Here is a 16,584-nt window from a genome sequence, read left to right as displayed (position 1 = left end):
GTCAGCCTGGGCATGCCCCAACTGCCCGCGCCCGATTATCCGGACGACGTCCGGGCCCGGCTCGAGACGGATGCGCGCGAGATCATCGCCCGCTACCCGGGATCGCGCTCGGCGCTCCTCCCGCTGCTGCACCTCGTGCAGTCACAGGAGGGCCATGTCACGCGCACGGGCATGCAGTTCTGCGCCGACATGCTGGGCCTGACCACCGCAGAGGTCACCGCCGTCGCGACCTTCTACACGATGTACCGGCGCAAGCCGAGCGGTGACTACCAGGTGGGCGTCTGCACGAACACGCTGTGCGCCGTGATGGGCGGCGACGCCATCTTCGAGGCGCTCCAGGAGCACCTGGGGGTCGGCAACGGCGGGACCACCGAGGACGGCAAGGTCACCCTCGAACACATCGAGTGCAACGCGGCCTGCGACTTCGCGCCCGTCGTGATGGTCAACTGGGAGTTCTTCGACAACCAGACGGTGGGCAGCGCGAAGCAGCTCGTCGACGACCTGCGCGCGGGAGCCGAGGTCGAACCCACCCGCGGCGCGCCCCTGTGCACGTACAAGGAGACCGCGCGGATCCTCGCCGGCTTCCCGGACGAGCGGCCCGGCGCCGTCGAGGCGAGCGGCAGCGCGGGCCCTGCCTCGCTGATCGGCCTGCGCCTCGCCAAGGGCGAGGCCGCCCCCGCGCGCGTGGTCCATCCGCGCGACGGAGGTCCTCACCGGGACGGCGGCGACGCGACACCGCAGGACGCGTCGGCCGCCGAACACCTGAGTTCGCACGACGCGCCGCAGGACACATCGTCCTCCGATCCGGCTCACCCGGCGGGCCCTGTGGACGAGGAGGGGGAGTGATGACCTTGGCAGCCGAGATCAACAACGACACCAGCCCGGAGAAGCTGCTCTCGCCGGTCCTTTCGGCGTTCTGGGACGAGGACAAGTCCTGGTCCCTCGACGTCTACCGGCGGCACGACGGCTACGAGGGTCTGCGCAAGGCCCTCGCCATGACGCCGGACGACCTGATCGCCTATGTGAAGGACTCCGGACTGCGCGGCCGTGGCGGCGCGGGCTTCCCCACCGGAATGAAGTGGCAGTTCATTCCGCAGGGCGACGGCAAACCGCACTATCTGGTTGTCAACGCCGACGAGTCGGAGCCCGGGACCTGCAAGGACATCCCGCTCCTCTTCGCGAACCCGCATTCCCTCATCGAGGGGATCGTGATCGCGTGCTACGCGATCCGCTCCTCGCATGCCTTCATCTATCTGCGGGGTGAGGCCGTCCCCGTACTGCGAAGGCTCCACGAGGCCGTACGGGAGGCCTACGCGGCGGGCTACCTCGGCGAGAACGTCCTGGGCAGCGGCCTGAACCTCGAAGTCACGGTGCACGCGGGCGCGGGCGCGTACATCTGTGGCGAGGAGACCGCACTGCTCGACTCGCTCGAAGGGCGCCGTGGCCAGCCGCGGCTCCGTCCCCCCTTCCCCGCGGTCGCGGGCCTCTACGCGTGCCCCACTGTTGTCAACAATGTCGAGTCCATCGCGTCGGTTCCCGCGATCCTGAATCGCGGCAAGGACTGGTTCAAGTCGATGGGCAGCGAGAAGTCCCCGGGCTTCACGCTGTACTCGCTCAGCGGGCACGTCACCAACCCCGGCCAGTACGAGGCGCCGCTCGGCATCACGCTGCGCCAGCTCCTCGACATGAGCGGCGGCATCCGTGCGGGCCACCGCCTCAAGTTCTGGACGCCCGGCGGCAGTTCGACCCCGATGTTCACCGAAGAGCACCTCGACGTGCCCCTCGACTACGAGGGCGTCGGCGCCGCGGGATCGATGCTGGGCACGAAGGCGCTCCAGTGCTTCGACGAGACGACCTGCGTCGTGCGTGCGGTCACCCGCTGGACCGAGTTCTACGCCCACGAGTCCTGCGGCAAGTGCACACCGTGCCGCGAAGGGACGTACTGGCTCGTGCAGTTGTTGCGCGACATCGAAGCGGGCAAGGGCGTCATGGCCGACCTCGACAAGCTGAACGACATCGCCGACAACATCAACGGCAAGTCGTTCTGCGCGCTCGGCGACGGCGCGGCGTCCCCGATCTTCTCCTCGCTCAAGTTCTTCCGCGAGGAGTACGAGCAGCACATCACGGGCAAGGGCTGCCCCTTCGACCCCGCCAAGTCGACCGCTTGGGCGGACCAGCGCACGGAGGTGAACGCATGACGGTAACCACAGGCGCTCCCTCCGGGAGCGGTGAGGCGGCGGTGCCGCCGGAGGATCTCGTCTCGCTGACGATCGACGGCATCGGGATCAGCGTGCCCAAGGGCACTTTGGTCATCCGCGCCGCCGAGCAGCTCGGCATCGAGATCCCCCGCTTCTGCGACCACCCTCTGCTCGACCCGGTCGGCGCCTGCCGGCAGTGCATCGTCGAGGTCGAGGGCCAGCGCAAGCCGATGGCGTCCTGCACCATCACCTGCACCGACGGCATGGTGGTCAAGAGCCAGCTCAGCTCGCCGGTCGCCGAGAAGGCGCAGCGCGGTGTGATGGAGCTGCTCCTCATCAACCACCCGCTGGACTGCCCGGTCTGCGACAAGGGTGGCGAGTGCCCGCTGCAGAACCAGGCGATGTCGCACGGCCAGTCCGACTCCCGTTTCGACGGGAAGAAGCGGACCTTCGAGAAGCCGGTCCCGATCTCGACGCAGGTCCTGCTCGACCGTGAGCGGTGCGTGCTCTGCGCGCGCTGCACCCGGTTCTCGAACCAGATCGCCGGCGACCCGATGATCGAGCTGCTCGAGCGCGGCGCGCTCCAGCAGGTCGGCACCGGCGAGGGCGACCCCTTCGAGTCGTACTTCTCCGGGAACACGATCCAGATCTGTCCGGTCGGGGCGCTGACCTCGGCGGCGTACCGGTTCCGCTCCCGTCCCTTCGACCTCGTGTCCTCGCACACTGTGTGCGAGCACTGCGCGGGCGGCTGTGCGACCCGCACCGACCACCGGCGCGGCAAGGTCATGCGGCGCCTCGCGTCGCCGGACCCCGAGGTCAACGAGGAGTGGGTCTGCGACAAGGGCCGCTTCGGGTTCCGTTACGCGCAGAAGCCCGACCGGCTGACCACGCCGCTCGTGCGGAACGCGGACGGTGTGCTCGAGCCCGCGTCCTGGCCCGAGGCCCTGGATGTCGCGGCCCGGGGTCTTTCGTCGGCGCGTGGCCGCGCCGGGGTCCTGACCGGCGGCCGGCTCACCGTCGAGGACGCGTACGCGTACAGCAAGTTCGCGCGCGTGGCGCTCGACACGAACGACATCGACTTCCGCGCGCGCGTGCACAGCAGCGAGGAGGCCGACTTCCTGGCGGCGCGGGTCGCGGGACGCGGGCGTGACCTCGACGGCGTCGGGGTCACGTACACCTCTCTGGAGAAGGCGCCCGCCGTCCTCCTCGTCGGGATCGAGGCCGAGGAGGAGGCGCCCGGCGTCTTCCTGAAGCTGCGCAAGGCGTGGCGCGGGCACGGCCAGCGGACCTTCGGGCTCGCCCCGTTCGGGACCCGCGGCCTGGAGAAGGCGGGCGGCACGCTGCTGCCGGCCGCGCCGGGCACCGAGACCGAGTGGCTGGACGCCCTCGCCTCCGGCTTCGGTCTGGAGGACGAGGGCGCCGAGGCGTCCGAGGCGCTGCGCGCCGAAGGTGCCGTCATCGTCGTCGGCGAGCGGATCGCCGCCGTGCCGGGCGCCCTGACCGCCGTCGTGCGGGCCGCCACGGCGACCGGCGCCCGGCTGGTGTGGATCCCGCGCCGGGCCGGGGAGCGCGGCGCGATCGAGGCGGGCGCCCTGCCGTCGCTGCTGCCCGGCGGTCGCCCGGCCACCGACCCGCGCGCGCGGGAGGAGGTCGCCGTCGCCTGGGGAGTGTCCGAACTCCCGCACCGCTACGGGCGTGACACGGGCCAGATCGTCGAGGCCGCCGCAGGCGGTGAGCTGCGGGCCCTGGTCGTCGCCGGTGTCGAGGTCGCGGACCTGCCCGACCCGGCACGCGCGCGTGAAGCACTGCACGAGGTGGCGTTCGTCGTCTCCCTGGAGCAGCGCCCCAGCGAGGTCACCGACCACGCGGACGTCGTGTTTCCGGTCGCCGCCGTCGTCGAGAAGGCGGGCACGTTCCTCAACTGGGAGGGCCGGGCACGCCTCTTCGAGGCCGCGCTCAAGCCCGACCAGATGACGCGCTCCCTGGCGCCCGCCGACGCGCGGGTGCTCCAGATGCTCGCGGACGCCATGGACGTGCACCTGGGACTGCCGGACCTGCGGGCCGCGCGGGGGGAGCTCGACCGCCTCGGCGGCTGGAGCGGACCCCGCGCGACGGACTCGCTGGAGTCGGCCTCGCAGCTGCCGCGGCCCGCGTCCGGCGAGGCCGTCCTCGCGGGGCACCGGCTGCTGCTCGACCAGGGCCGCCTCCAGGAGGGTGACGACGCGCTCGCCGGTACGCGGCACGCGGCACGCGCGCGTGTGTCGGCCGCCACGGCCGCCGAGGCGGGCGTCAAGGACGGCGACGTACTCGCCGTCACCGGCCCGGCGGGGACGACCCGACTCCCGCTCCAGGTCACGGAGATGCCGGACCGCGTGGTGTGGCTTCCGCTGAACTCCACTGGCGGGGGCGTGGCCTCCGACACGGGGGCCGTGCCCGGCGCACTCGTCCGGATCGGTCCCGCGGGCATCGACGAGGCCAAGGAGGTGCAGTCATGAACCCGCTCGCTCTGGAAGACCTCTCGATGTTCGGCACAGACCCCTGGTGGCTGGTGGCGATCAAGGCGGTCTTCTGTTTCGCCTTCCTGATGGTGACCGTGCTCTTCTCCATCGTGTGGGAGCGCAAGGTCGTCGCCTGGATGCAGCTGCGCATCGGCCCCAACCGGCACGGCCCCTGGGGCATGCTCCAGTCGCTCGCCGACGGCATCAAGCTGATGCTCAAGGAAGACGTCGTCGTCAAGCGCGCCGACAAGGTGGTCTACATCCTGGCGCCGGTCGTCGCCGCGATCCCGGCCTTCATGGCGATCGCCGTGATCCCCTTCGGGCCCTCCGGCAACGAGGTCTCGATCTTCGGCCAGCGCACGACGATGCAGCTCACCGACCTGCCGATCGCGATGCTCTACATCCTCGCGGTCGCCTCGGTCGGCATCTACGGGATCGTGCTCGCGGGTTGGAGTTCCGGATCGACCTACCCCTTGCTGGGCGGTCTGCGGTCCTGCGCCCAGATGATCTCGTACGAGATCGCGATGGGCGCGGCCTTCGCCTCGGTCTTCCTCTACTCCGGGTCGATGTCCACCTCGGAGATCGTGGCCCAGCAGCACGACCGCTGGTACATCGTGCTGCTGCCGGTCTCGTTCCTGATCTACATCGTGACGATGGTCGGCGAGACGAACCGCGCCCCCTTCGACATGCCGGAGTCCGAGGGCGACCTCGTCGGCGGCTTCAACACCGAGTATTCGTCGATCAAGTTCGCGCTGTTCATGCTCGCCGAGTACGTGAACATGGTGACGGTCTCGGCCGTGTCGGTGACGCTCTTCCTGGGCGGCTGGCGGGCCCCGTGGCCGGTGTCCACCTTCTGGGAGGGCGCGAACCACGGCTGGTGGCCGATGCTCTGGTTCGTCATCAAGGTCCAGCTGCTGCTGTTCTTCTTCATCTGGCTGCGCGGCACGCTCCCGCGCGTGCGCTACGACCAGCTGATGAAGCTCGGCTGGAAGGTCCTCATCCCGGTCTCGGTGGTCTGGCTGATGCTGGTCGCCACGGTGCGGACCCTGCGGAACGAGAACTACGACTTCGCCTCCATCGCCCTGTACGTGGGGGGTGGCGTCCTCGCCCTGCTGCTGCTCTCGTTCCTCGTCGACATCTTCAGGGACCGCGGCGGCAAGGAACGCGAGGCGCGGGAGGTGGCCGAACAGGCCGCGGCCTTCGACCCGATGGCAGGCGGCTTCCCGGTCCCGCCGCTGCCCGGCCAGACCCCGCCGGCCGTACCGCGCCGACGCCCGCGCGGGGAGCGGGAGTTGATTGTCAGTGGCGGACCGGATACTGCCAGTGACGGAACCGGTGAGGGTCCCCGTGACGGAAAGGAGGCGTCCCATGGCTGAGGAGTCGACGGAGGGCGGGCAGATCAAGCCCGGCTTCCAGAATCCCGTGGCCGGCTTCGGCGTGACCTTCAAGGCCATGTTCAAGAAGCGGCTGACGGAGCAGTACCCGGAGCAGCCCAAGACCACGGCCCCGCGGTTCCACGGCCGGCACCAGCTCAACCGTCATCCGGACGGCCTGGAGAAGTGCATCGGCTGCGAGTTGTGCGCCTGGGCCTGTCCCGCGGATGCCATCTATGTGGAGGGCGCGGACAACACCGAAGAGGAGCGCTACTCGCCGGGCGAGCGGTACGGCCGCGTCTACCAGATCAACTACGCCCGCTGCATCCTGTGCGGTCTGTGCATCGAGGCATGCCCCACGCGCGCGCTGACGATGACGAACGAGTTCGAGCTCGCCGACAGCAGCCGCGAGAACCTGATCTACACCAAGGAGCAGCTGCTCGCCGGGCTCGAGGAGGGCATGGTCGAATCGCCCCACTCGATCTTCCCCGGCACGGACGAGCAGGACTACTACCGAGGTCTGGTGACGGAGGCCGCGCCCGGCACGGTGCGTCAGGTCGCCGTCTCCAAGGGCGAGAAGCCTGAACCCGAGGGGGCGGAGGCATGAGCCAGCTCGCCGCCACAGCCACTCTTGCCGCCGGCACCTCCACGGGTGAGGCCTTCCAGTTCTGGATCCTCGGCACGGTCGCCGTCATCGGCGCGCTGTGCACGGTCCTGATGAAGAAGGCGGTGCACAGCGCGCTGTGCCTCGCCGGGACCATGATCATCCTGGCGGTCTTCTACCTGGCCAACGGCGCGTACTTCCTGGGCGTCGTCCAGATCATCGTCTACACCGGCGCGATCATGATGCTGTTCCTGTTCGTGGTCATGCTCGTCGGTGTCACCGCGGCGGACTCCCTGAAGGAGACCATCAAGGGGCAGCGCTGGCTGGCCCTGGTGTGCGGCCTCGGCTTCGGGATCCTGCTGCTCGCGGGCATCGGGAACGCCTCGCTCCACCATTTCAACGGACTGGGCAAGGCGAACGCCGGCGGGAACGTGGAAGGCCTCGCCGCCCTCATCTTCACGAAGTACGTCTTCGCCTTCGAGATCACCGGCGCCCTGCTGATCACGGCCACCCTCGGCGCGATGGTGCTCACGCACCGCGAGCGCGTCGAGCGGGCCAGGACCCAGCGCGAGATGGCCGAGCAGCGCGTGCGCGAGGGCAAGCACCTGCCGCCGCTGCCCGCCCCGGGTGTCTACGCCCGGCACAACGCGGTCGACATCGCGGGCCTGCTCCCCGACGGCACCCCCTCCGAGCTCACGGTCAACAGGACGCTGCGCGAGCGCGGCCAGATCCGCGACGTGTCGGACGAGGCGCTCGGTGACCTGAAGGCCCTGGAGCAGCGCTCGGCCGAGCGCCTTGAGCGGACCGAGGAGGCGTCGAAGTGAATCCCGTCAACTACCTGTATCTCGCCGCCCTGTTGTTCACGATCGGCGCCACCGGCGTGCTCATCAGGCGGAACGCGATCGTCGTGTTCATGTGCGTCGAGCTCATGCTCAACGCGTGCAACCTCGCGTTCGTCGCGTTCTCCCGGATGCACGGCAATCTCGACGGCCAGATCATCGCCTTCTTCACGATGGTCGTCGCCGCCGCGGAGGTCGTGGTCGGGCTCGCGATCATCGTGTCGCTGTTCCGTTCCCGCCACTCGGCCTCGGTCGACGACGCCAGCCTGATGAAGCTGTAAGGGGTCGCTGCACAGTGGAAAACCTGATTGCGCTGCTGGTAGCGGCGCCACTGCTCGGAGCGGCCGTACTGCTGTGCGGCGGACGGCGGTTGGACCGTGTGGGCCATCTGCTCGGCACGCTGTTCGCGGCCGTCTCCTTCGTGATCGGCGTCCTCCTTTTCGCCGACATGCTCGGCAAGGGCGCCGACGACCGCTCCCTCACCCAGCACCTGTTCAGCTGGATCCCGGTCGAGGGCTTCCAGGCGGACGTCTCCTTCCAGCTGGACCAGCTGTCGATGACGTTCGTGCTCCTGATCTCCGGTGTGGGCACGCTGATCCACATCTACTCGATCGGGTACATGGAGCACGACGAGCGGCGCCGCCGCTTCTTCGGCTACCTGAACCTGTTCGTCGCGGCGATGCTCCTCCTGGTCCTCGCCGACAACTACCTGCTGCTGTACGTCGGCTGGGAGGGCGTGGGCCTCGCCTCGTACCTCCTGATCGGCTTCTGGCAGCACAAGCCCAGCGCGGCCACCGCGGCGAAGAAGGCCTTCCTGGTCAACCGCGTCGGCGACATGGGCCTGTCGATCGCCATCATGCTGATGTTCACGACGTTCGGGACGTTCGCCTTCGCGCCGGTACTGAAGGCGGCGGACGAACACCAGGGCGGCGGCGCGACGCTGACGGGCATCGCCCTGATGCTGCTGCTCGCCGCGTGCGGCAAGTCCGCACAGGTGCCGCTGCAGTCCTGGCTCGGTGACGCGATGGAGGGCCCGACCCCGGTCTCGGCCCTCATCCACGCCGCGACCATGGTGACTGCCGGTGTCTATCTGATCGTCCGCTCCGGCGCGGTGTTCAACGCGTCGCCGGACGCACAGCTCGTCGTCGTCATCGTCGGATCGGTCACGCTCCTGTTCGGTGCGATCGTCGGTTGCGCGAAGGACGACATCAAGAAGGCGCTGGCCGGCTCGACGATGTCGCAGATCGGCTACATGGTGCTGGCCGCGGGCCTCGGCCCCATCGGCTACGTCTTCGCGATCATGCACCTGGTGACGCACGGCTTCTTCAAGGCGGGCCTCTTCCTCGGCGCCGGTTCGGTCATGCACGGCATGAACGACGAGGTGGACATGAGGAAGTACGGCGCCCTCAGGAAGTACATGCCGGTCACGTTCGTCACGTTCGGGCTCGGCTATCTCGCGATCATCGGCTTCCCGGGTCTGTCCGGCTTCTTCTCCAAGGACAAGATCATCGAGGCGGCGTTCGCGAAGGGCGGCACGGAGGGCTGGATCCTCGGCTCGGTGGCCCTGCTCGGCGCGGCCATCACCGCGTTCTACATGACGCGCGTGATGATCATGACATTCTTCGGTGAGAAGCGCTGGCAGCCGGACGCGGACGGCCACGAGCCGCACCCGCACGAGTCGCCGAAGTCCATGACGATCCCGATGATCGTGCTCGCGGTCGGATCCGTCTTCGCGGGTGGCTTCTTCAGCATCGGCGACCGCTTCCTGCACTGGCTGGAGCCGGTCACCGAGCACAGCCACGGGGACGCGCCGATCAGCGCCACGACCGTCACCGCGGCCACCATGGTGGTCCTGGTGATCGGCGTGGGCCTGGCCTACCTCCAGTACGGCCGCCGCCCGGTCCCGGTCGTCGCCCCGCGCGGCTCGCTGCTCACCCGGGCCGCCCGCCGCGACCTGCTCCAGGACGACTTCAACCACGTGGTCCTGGTCCGCGGCGGCGAGCACCTCACCCGCTCCCTGGTCTACGTCGACCACACCCTGGTCGACGGCGTGGTCAACGGGACGGCGGCCTCGGTCGGCGGGCTCTCCGGCCGGCTGCGCAAGCTCCAGAACGGCTACGCCCGCTCGTACGCCGTCTCGATGTTCGGCGGTGCGGCACTCATCGTCGCCGCGACCCTGCTGATGAGGGCGGTCTGATAGCAATGTCCTTTCCTCTGCTGACAGCGACGGCGGTGCTCCCCGCCGTGGGAGCCATCGCCACGGCTGCCGTCCCGGCGGCGCGGCGCACGGCGGCGAAGTGGCTGGCGCTGCTCGTCTCGCTCGCCACGCTCGTGCTGGCTGCGGTCGTGCTCGTGCGCTTCGAGCCCGGCGGCGCCCGCTACCAGCTCACCGAATCCCACTCCTGGATCAAGGACTTCGGGGTGCGGTACGAGCTGGGCGTGGACGGCATCGCGGTGGCGCTCATCGCGCTCACCGCCCTCCTGATGCCGTTCGTGATCCTCGCGGGCTGGCACGACGCCGACCCGCAGGAGACCGGCAGTTCGAGGTGGCGTCCGACGCAGGGCTTCTTCGCCCTGATCCTCGGCGTCGAGGCGATGGTGATCATCTCCTTCGAGGCCACCGACGTCTTCCTCTTCTACATCTTCTTTGAAGCCATGCTCATCCCGATGTACTTCCTCATCGGCGGCTTCGGGGACCGCGCCCACGCGGGCAGCGACGAGAACGCGGCGGCCCAACGCTCGTACGCCGCCGTGAAGTTCCTCCTCTACAACCTCGTCGGCGGCCTCATCATGCTGGCGGCCGTGATCGGTCTCTACGTGGTGGCGGGGAACTTCTCGCTCCAGGAGATCGTGGCCGCGCGGGCCAACGGTTCGCTGCACATGGCGACCAGTACCGAGCGCTGGCTCTTCCTCGGCTTCTTCTTCGCCTTCGCCGTGAAGGCACCGCTGTGGCCGCTGCACACCTGGCTGCCGAACGCGATGGGGGAGGCCACCGCCCCGGTCGCCGTCCTCATCACGGCGGTGGTCGACAAGGTCGGCACGTTCGCGATGCTCCGCTTCTGCCTCCAGCTCTTCCCGGAGGCCTCGAAGTGGGCGACGCCGGTCATCCTCGTACTGGCCCTCATCAGCATCGTCTACGGTGCGCTGCTCGCGGTCGGCCAGCGGGACATCAAGCGCCTGGTGGCGTACGCGTCGATCTCGCACTTCGGCTTCATCGTCCTCGGCATCTTCGCGATGACCAGCCAGGGCCAGTCGGGCGCGACGCTCTACATGGTCAACCACGGAATCTCGACGGCCGCCCTGATGCTGGTGGCGGGCTTCCTGATCTCGCGCCGCGGCTCGCGCCTGATCGCGGACTACGGAGGCGTGCAGAAGGTCGCCCCGGTACTCGCCGGCACGTTCCTGATCGGCGGCCTCGCGACGCTCTCGCTGCCGGGCCTCGCGCCCTTCGTGAGTGAGTTCCTGGTCCTGGTCGGCACGTTCTCGCGCTACCCGGTGATCGGGATCATCGCGACCTTCGGCATCGTGCTCGCCGCGCTCTACACGCTCGTCCTCTACCAGCGCACGATGACGGGCCCGGTGAAGCCGGAGGTCTCGGCCCTGCCGGACCTGCGCGTGCGGGAACTCGCGGTGGTCGTCCCGCTGATCGCCGTGCTGATCTTCCTGGGCGTCTACCCGAAGCCGGTCACCGACCTGGTGAACCCGGCGGTCAAGCAGACCCTGTCCGACGTACACAAGAAGGACCCGAAGCCAGCGGTGGAGGCGGCCAAGTGAGCGCAGCAGCCGTCCACAGCCTGTGGACAACGGCGGCCGATCCCATTTCCAAGATCGACGCGCCGAAGATCGAATACGGCCAATTGTCGCCCACCCTGATCGTCCTCGGTGCGGCGGTCCTCGGGGTCCTTGTCGAGGCGTTCGTGCCGCGCAAGTCCCGCTACTACGTCCAGGTGTTCCTCGCCGTCGTCGCCCTGGCCGCCGCGTTCGCCGCGGTGGTCGGGCTCGCCGCCGGCGGGTACGGCACCACGAAGGCGCACATCGCGGCCATGGGCGCGATCTCCGTCGACGGCCCGGCCCTGTTCCTCCAGGGCGTGATCCTGCTGACCGGCCTCGTCGCGATCTTCACCTTCGCCGAGCGCCGCCTGGACCCGGAGGCGCACGGCAACCGCGTCGACTCGTTCGCCGCGCAGGCCGCGTCCGTACCGGGCAGCGACAGCGAGAAGGCGGCGGTGAAGGCCGGGTTCACCACCACCGAGGTGTTCCCGCTCGTGCTCTTCGCGATCGGCGGCATGCTGGTCTTCCCCTCGGCGAACGACCTCCTGACGCTGTTCATCGCCCTGGAAGTCTTCTCCCTGCCGCTCTACCTCCTGTGCGCCGTGGCCCGCCGCAAGCGGCTCCTGTCGCAGGAGGCCGCGGTCAAGTATTTCCTCCTCGGCGCCTTCGCCTCGGCGTTCACCCTGTTCGGCATCGCCCTCCTGTACGGGTACGCGGGCTCGGTGTCGTACGCGACGATCGCCGACGTCGTCGACGGATCGATCCAGAACATCGACCCGGCGCTCGCCGACACCATGGGGAACGACGCGCTGCTGCTCATCGGCGTGGCCATGGTCGTCATGGGCCTGCTGTTCAAGGTCGGCGCCGTGCCGTTCCACATGTGGACCCCGGACGTCTACCAGGGCGCGCCCACGCCGGTCACCGGCTTCATGGCGGCCGCCACGAAGGTCGCCGCCTTCGGCGCCCTCCTGCGGCTCCTGTACGTCGTCCTGCCCGGCATGCGCTGGGACTGGCGGCCGGTCATGTGGGGCATCGCGATCATCACGATGCTGGGCGGCGCGATCGTCGCGATCACCCAGACCGACATCAAGCGGCTCCTCGCGTACTCGTCGATCGCGCACGCCGGATTCATCCTCGCCGGTGTCATCGCCACCACGCCCGACGGCATCTCGTCCGTGCTCTTCTACCTGGGCGCGTACTCGTTCGTGACCGTCGGCGCGTTCGCCGTGGTCACGCTGGTCAGGGACGCGGGCGGCGAGGCCACGCACCTGTCGAAGTGGGCGGGGCTCGGACGCCGCTCGCCGCTCGTGGCGGCCGTCTTCGCGGTGTTCCTGCTCGCCTTCGCCGGTATCCCGCTGACCTCGGGCTTCGCCGGAAAGTTCGCCGTGTTCAAGGCGGCGGCGGAGGGCGGGGCCGGTGCGCTCGTCGTGGTCGGTGTGATCTCGTCGGCCATCGCGGCGTTCTTCTACATCCGGGTGATCGTGCTCATGTTCTTCAGCGAGCCGAAGGCGGACGGCCCGACGGTCGCCGTGCCCTCGCCGCTGACCATGACCACGATCGCCGTGGGTGTGGCGGTCACGGTGGTGCTGGGCCTGGCGCCGCAATACTTCCTGGACCTGGCGAACCACGCGAGCGTGTTCGTGCGGTAGCCGCGCAGCGCGGGGTCCTGGCCGCCCGGTGTCCCTGAGAGGGGGCGCCGGGCGGCGGTGTTCCCGGCCGCCGCGGACGGCGCCCCGGATCCCCAGCCTGTGGATAACTTTTCGGGCTGTCGGCGCGGAGCCCTATCGTGGCAGCAGTGGTCGAACCACGGAGTACGGACGTACGGGGGACAGGGCGATGAATGGGATCGGTGGCATGAGCGAGGTGACGGAGCCCGGCGTGGCGACGGCGATGCGCGGCGGCGCGCTGGAGACGCTGCACCGCGTCTTCGGATATGACGCGTTCCGCGGCGAGCAGGAAGCGATCATCGACCACGTCGTGGACGGCGGGGACGCCGTCGTCCTGATGCCGACCGGCGGCGGAAAGTCCCTGTGCTACCAGATCCCGGCCATGGTCAGGCCCGGTACGGGCGTCGTGGTCTCGCCCCTCATCGCCCTGATGCAGGACCAGGTGGACGCGCTGCGTGCGCTCGGCGTGCGCGCCGGGTTCATGAACTCGACGCAGGACTTCGACGAGCGGCGCACCGTCGAGGCCGAGTTTCTCGCGGGCGAGCTGGACGTCATCTATCTGGCGCCGGAGCGGCTGCGCCTCGACTCCACGCTCGACCTGCTCTCCCGCGGCAGGATCTCCGTCTTCGCGATCGACGAGGCGCACTGCGTGGCCCAGTGGGGGCACGACTTCCGCCCCGACTACCTGGCGCTCTCCGTCCTCGGGCAGCGCTGGCCGGACGTACCGCGCATCGCGCTCACCGCGACCGCCACGCACGCCACGCACCAGGAGATCACCCAGCGCCTGGGCATGCCGGACGCCAAGCACTTCGTGGCGAGCTTCGACCGGCCCAACATCCAGTACCGGATCGTGCCGAAGGCCGACCCGAAGAAGCAGCTCCTCACCTTCCTCAAGCAGGAGCACGAGGGCGACGCGGGCATCGTGTACTGCCTGTCGCGCAAGTCCGTGGAGGCGACGGCCGAGTTCCTCAGCCGCAACGGCATCGAGGCGGTCCCGTACCACGCGGGCCTGGACGCGGGCACCCGCGCGGCGCACCAGTCCCGCTTCCTGCGCGAGGAGGGGCTGGTCGTCTGCGCGACCATCGCGTTCGGCATGGGCATCGACAAGCCCGACGTCCGGTTCGTCGCGCACCTCGACCTGCCGAAGTCCGTCGAGGGCTACTACCAGGAGACGGGCCGCGCCGGCCGTGACGGCCTCCCCTCTACGGCCTGGATGGCGTACGGGCTGCAGGACGTCGTCCAGCAGCGGAAGCTGATCAACATGGGGGAGGGGGACGAGGCGTTCCGGCGCCGGGCGGGGTCCCACCTCGACGCGATGCTGGCGCTGTGCGAGACGGCGCAGTGCCGCCGGTCCCAGCTGCTCATGTACTTCGGGCAGGAGCCGCAGACGGCCGCCTGCGGCAACTGTGACACCTGCCTCTCGCCGCCCGAGACCTGGGACGGGACCGTCGCCGCGCAGAAGATCCTCTCCACGGTGGTGCGCCTGGACCGGGAGCGGAGGCAGAAGTTCGGCGCGGGCCAGATCATCGACATCCTGATGGGCCGGCGCACAGCCAAGGTCATCCAGTTCGACCACGACCAGCTCTCCGTCTTCGGTATCGGCGAGGACCTGAGCGAGGCCGAATGGCGGGGTGTGGTGCGGCAGCTGCTGGCGCAGAGCCTCATCGCGGTAGAGGGCGAGTACGGGACGCTGGTGCTCACGGAGGAGAGCGGCAGCGTCCTCGGGAGGCAGCGTGAGGTGCGGCTGCGCAAGGAGGCGCCGCGGCCCGCCGCCTCCCGCTCGGCTTCGCGCGAGCGCAAGGCGAAGTCGCCCGCGGCGGACCTGCCGGAGCAGCTGCTGCCCGTCTTCGAGGCGCTGCGCGCGTGGCGCGGCGCGCAGGCGAAGGAGAACGGGGTCCCGGCGTACGTCATCTTCCACGACGCGACCCTCAAGGAGATCGCCCTCCAACACCCCACGTCCATCGGCCAGTTGGGCACGATCGGCGGCGTCGGCGAGAAGAAGCTGGCGACGTGGGGCGAGGGTGTGCTCGCCGTCCTGGCAGGCCTGGACAGCGCCGGTTCCAGCGGCCCGGCAGCCCCGGCCGGCTCCGCCGCCGGGGAGGCGCCGGAGCCGGACCCCGGCTGGCCCGAGGACGAGCAGGAGCCGGAGGACATCGACTGGTGACGGTGGTGACGGTGGTGACGGTGGAGGCGGCGCACTCAGGCCACTGACGGCGCCCCACCGTCGGGCCCCTGACAGCGACGCCTCCGGTCTCTCATGCCGTGGCGCCCGCCACGATCCGCCCCGTCACTTCGCCCAGGCCCACTCGGGTGTTGTCCGGGCCCTGGGCCCAGGCCGTCATGGTGACCACGTCGTCGTTCTCGAGGAACGTGCGCTTGCCGTCGGGGAGTTCGATGGCGTCACGCCCGTTCCAGGTGATCTCGATGAGGGAGCCGCGTGCGTTCTCCGAGGCGCCGCTGATCGTGCCGGAGCCGTACAGGTCCCCGGTGCGCAGGGAGGCGCCGGCCACCGTCATGTGGGCCAGCATCTGGGCTGCCGTCCAGTACAGGCCGGCGGACGAGGTCTCGGAGATGACATGGCCGTTGAGGCTGACGGTGATGTGCAGGTCGTAGCCGCCGGGCTCGTCCGCGATGCCGTCGGCGGAGGGCGCCGAGTCGTCCAGGTACGGCAGGAGGGGGTAGGTGCGCTCCGGGGGCGTCACGCGCGCCTCGTCCAGCGCCTCCAGCGGAGTGATCCAGGCCGAGACCGACGTGGCGAACGACTTGCCCAGGTGCGGGCCGAGCGGCACGGTCTCCCACGACTGGATGTCGCGCGCCGACCAGTCGTTGAGGAGGCAGAGCCCGAACACGTGGTCGCGGTACGCGGACAGCGGTACCGCCGTGCCCTGCGCGGACGGCGTCCCGACGACGAAGCCGAGCTCGGTCTCGATGTCGAGCCGCACCGAGGGGCCGAAGACAGGGGCCGGGTCGGCCGGTGACTTCCGCTGGCCCGAGGGGCGGACCACGTCCGTGCCCGAGACCACGACCGTCCCCGCGCGGCCGTGGTAACCCACCGGCAGATGCTTCCAGTTGGGCTTCAGCGGCTCCTCGTCCGGGCGGAACATGCGGCCGAGGTTCCGGGCGTGGTTCTCCGAGGCGTAGAAGTCGACGTAGTCCGCGACCTCGAAGGGGAGGTGCAGGGTGACGTCGTCGAGCGGGTACAGCAGGGGGCCCACGGTCTCGCGGTGGGCCGGGACCGTGACCCAGGCCGTGAGCGCGCGGCGCACGTCCGACCAGGCGGTGCGGCCCGCCGCCATCAGCGGGTTCAGGGTGGGGCGCGCGAGCAGGGAGACGTAGGGCGAGCCGAGCGCGGCCGCCGCGGCGCCCGCGTCGAGCACGTACGAGCCGAGGCGCACGCCGACCCGGCGCGTCTCGACGGCCTCCCCCGGCCGGGAGAACACCCCGTACGGGAGGTTGTGCGGTCCGAAGGGGTCGCCTTCGGGGAGGTCGAGGGGGGTGAGCGGGGTCTGCTCGGACATGCGTACCTGCCTCGCTTTCCATATGGGTGGGCCACACGTTACGTGGGAGCGACGCGTTGGGGCAGTGCCTAAAGAGTTCGCAATGTCCGGATAAGCCTTGCTGGAGTGGTCAATTC

12 protein-coding genes are annotated in these 16,584 nt (G+C 69.8%); 11 read left to right on the top strand and 1 reads right to left on the bottom strand.

Features of this window, described 5'->3' with window-relative positions; all coding sequences use genetic code 11:
• Positions 1-12: 12 nt before the first annotated feature.
• The 11 genes from nuoE to recQ all read left to right on the top strand — a co-directional run bounded on the left by nuoE (position 13) and on the right by recQ (position 15,114).
• The gene (gene nuoE, locus AC07EJ_RS36850) at positions 13-846 is read left to right on the top strand and encodes an NADH-quinone oxidoreductase subunit NuoE (protein WP_389486025.1); all 834 of its coding nucleotides are present in this window, start codon (positions 13-15) and stop codon (positions 844-846) included.
• Entirely contained in the window at positions 846-2,198 is a 1,353-nt protein-coding gene (gene nuoF, locus AC07EJ_RS36845; RefSeq protein WP_389485921.1) for an NADH-quinone oxidoreductase subunit NuoF, read from the top strand. Before nuoE ends, nuoF begins: the two co-directional genes overlap by 1 nt.
• Positions 2,195-4,693, top strand: a complete 2,499-nt coding sequence (locus tag AC07EJ_RS36840; protein ID WP_389485919.1) for an NADH-quinone oxidoreductase subunit G — start codon at positions 2,195-2,197, stop codon at positions 4,691-4,693. The genes nuoF and AC07EJ_RS36840 overlap by 4 nt, the downstream gene beginning before the upstream one ends.
• Positions 4,690-6,072, top strand: coding sequence for an NADH-quinone oxidoreductase subunit NuoH (gene nuoH, locus AC07EJ_RS36835; protein ID WP_389485917.1), 1,383 nt, complete (start codon positions 4,690-4,692; stop codon positions 6,070-6,072). The genes AC07EJ_RS36840 and nuoH overlap by 4 nt, the downstream gene beginning before the upstream one ends.
• Entirely contained in the window at positions 6,065-6,676 is a 612-nt protein-coding gene (gene nuoI, locus AC07EJ_RS36830; protein ID WP_389485915.1) for an NADH-quinone oxidoreductase subunit NuoI, read from the top strand. Before nuoH ends, nuoI begins: the two co-directional genes overlap by 8 nt.
• On the top strand, positions 6,673-7,497 hold the full coding sequence (locus AC07EJ_RS36825; protein WP_389485913.1) for an NADH-quinone oxidoreductase subunit J: 825 nt from the start codon (positions 6,673-6,675) through the stop codon (positions 7,495-7,497). The genes nuoI and AC07EJ_RS36825 overlap by 4 nt, the downstream gene beginning before the upstream one ends.
• Positions 7,494-7,793, top strand: a complete 300-nt coding sequence (gene nuoK / locus AC07EJ_RS36820; protein ID WP_004927567.1) for an NADH-quinone oxidoreductase subunit NuoK — start codon at positions 7,494-7,496, stop codon at positions 7,791-7,793. The genes AC07EJ_RS36825 and nuoK overlap by 4 nt, the downstream gene beginning before the upstream one ends.
• A 14-nt stretch (positions 7,794-7,807) precedes the next feature.
• On the top strand, positions 7,808-9,709 hold the full coding sequence (nuoL, locus tag AC07EJ_RS36815; RefSeq protein ID WP_389485911.1) for an NADH-quinone oxidoreductase subunit L: 1,902 nt from the start codon (positions 7,808-7,810) through the stop codon (positions 9,707-9,709).
• A gap of 5 nt (positions 9,710-9,714) precedes the next feature.
• The gene (locus tag AC07EJ_RS36810) at positions 9,715-11,286 is read left to right on the top strand and encodes an NADH-quinone oxidoreductase subunit M (protein ID WP_389485909.1); all 1,572 of its coding nucleotides are present in this window, start codon (positions 9,715-9,717) and stop codon (positions 11,284-11,286) included.
• On the top strand, positions 11,283-12,932 hold the full coding sequence (nuoN, locus tag AC07EJ_RS36805) for an NADH-quinone oxidoreductase subunit NuoN (RefSeq protein ID WP_389485907.1): 1,650 nt from the start codon (positions 11,283-11,285) through the stop codon (positions 12,930-12,932). The genes AC07EJ_RS36810 and nuoN overlap by 4 nt, the downstream gene beginning before the upstream one ends.
• Before the next feature lie 205 nt (positions 12,933-13,137).
• A complete protein-coding gene (gene recQ, locus AC07EJ_RS36800) occupies positions 13,138-15,114 on the top strand; it encodes a DNA helicase RecQ (RefSeq protein ID WP_389485905.1) in 1,977 nt (658 codons plus the stop codon).
• A 91-nt stretch (positions 15,115-15,205) separates the two neighbouring features.
• Here recQ and fahA read toward each other — a convergent pair whose 3' ends face one another.
• The gene (gene fahA, locus AC07EJ_RS36795) at positions 15,206-16,468 is read right to left on the bottom strand and encodes a fumarylacetoacetase (protein ID WP_389485903.1); all 1,263 of its coding nucleotides are present in this window, start codon (positions 16,466-16,468) and stop codon (positions 15,206-15,208) included.
• Positions 16,469-16,584: the final 116 nt, after the last annotated feature.

This window comes from Streptomyces sp. NPDC045026, assembly GCF_056432625.1.
The sequence above is the reverse complement of the archived record's forward strand: the minus strand, read 5'-3'. Positions and strand labels throughout refer to the sequence as shown.

What these genes read in the sequence shown, in the direction of transcription:
- nuoE (WP_389486025.1), top strand. Translation starts at nt 13, where the DNA reads ATGCCCCAACTGCCCGCGCCCGATTATCCGGACGACGTCCGGGCCCGG.
- nuoF (WP_389485921.1), top strand. Translation starts at nt 846, where the DNA reads ATGACCTTGGCAGCCGAGATCAACAACGACACCAGCCCGGAGAAGCTG.
- AC07EJ_RS36840 (WP_389485919.1), top strand. Translation starts at nt 2,195, where the DNA reads ATGACGGTAACCACAGGCGCTCCCTCCGGGAGCGGTGAGGCGGCGGTG.
- nuoH (WP_389485917.1), top strand. Translation starts at nt 4,690, where the DNA reads ATGAACCCGCTCGCTCTGGAAGACCTCTCGATGTTCGGCACAGACCCC.
- nuoI (WP_389485915.1), top strand. Translation starts at nt 6,065, where the DNA reads ATGGCTGAGGAGTCGACGGAGGGCGGGCAGATCAAGCCCGGCTTCCAG.
- AC07EJ_RS36825 (WP_389485913.1), top strand. Translation starts at nt 6,673, where the DNA reads ATGAGCCAGCTCGCCGCCACAGCCACTCTTGCCGCCGGCACCTCCACG.
- AC07EJ_RS36810 (WP_389485909.1), top strand. Translation starts at nt 9,715, where the DNA reads ATGTCCTTTCCTCTGCTGACAGCGACGGCGGTGCTCCCCGCCGTGGGA.
- recQ (WP_389485905.1), top strand. Translation starts at nt 13,138, where the DNA reads ATGAGCGAGGTGACGGAGCCCGGCGTGGCGACGGCGATGCGCGGCGGC.
- fahA (WP_389485903.1), bottom strand. Translation starts at nt 16,468, where the DNA reads ATGTCCGAGCAGACCCCGCTCACCCCCCTCGACCTCCCCGAAGGCGAC.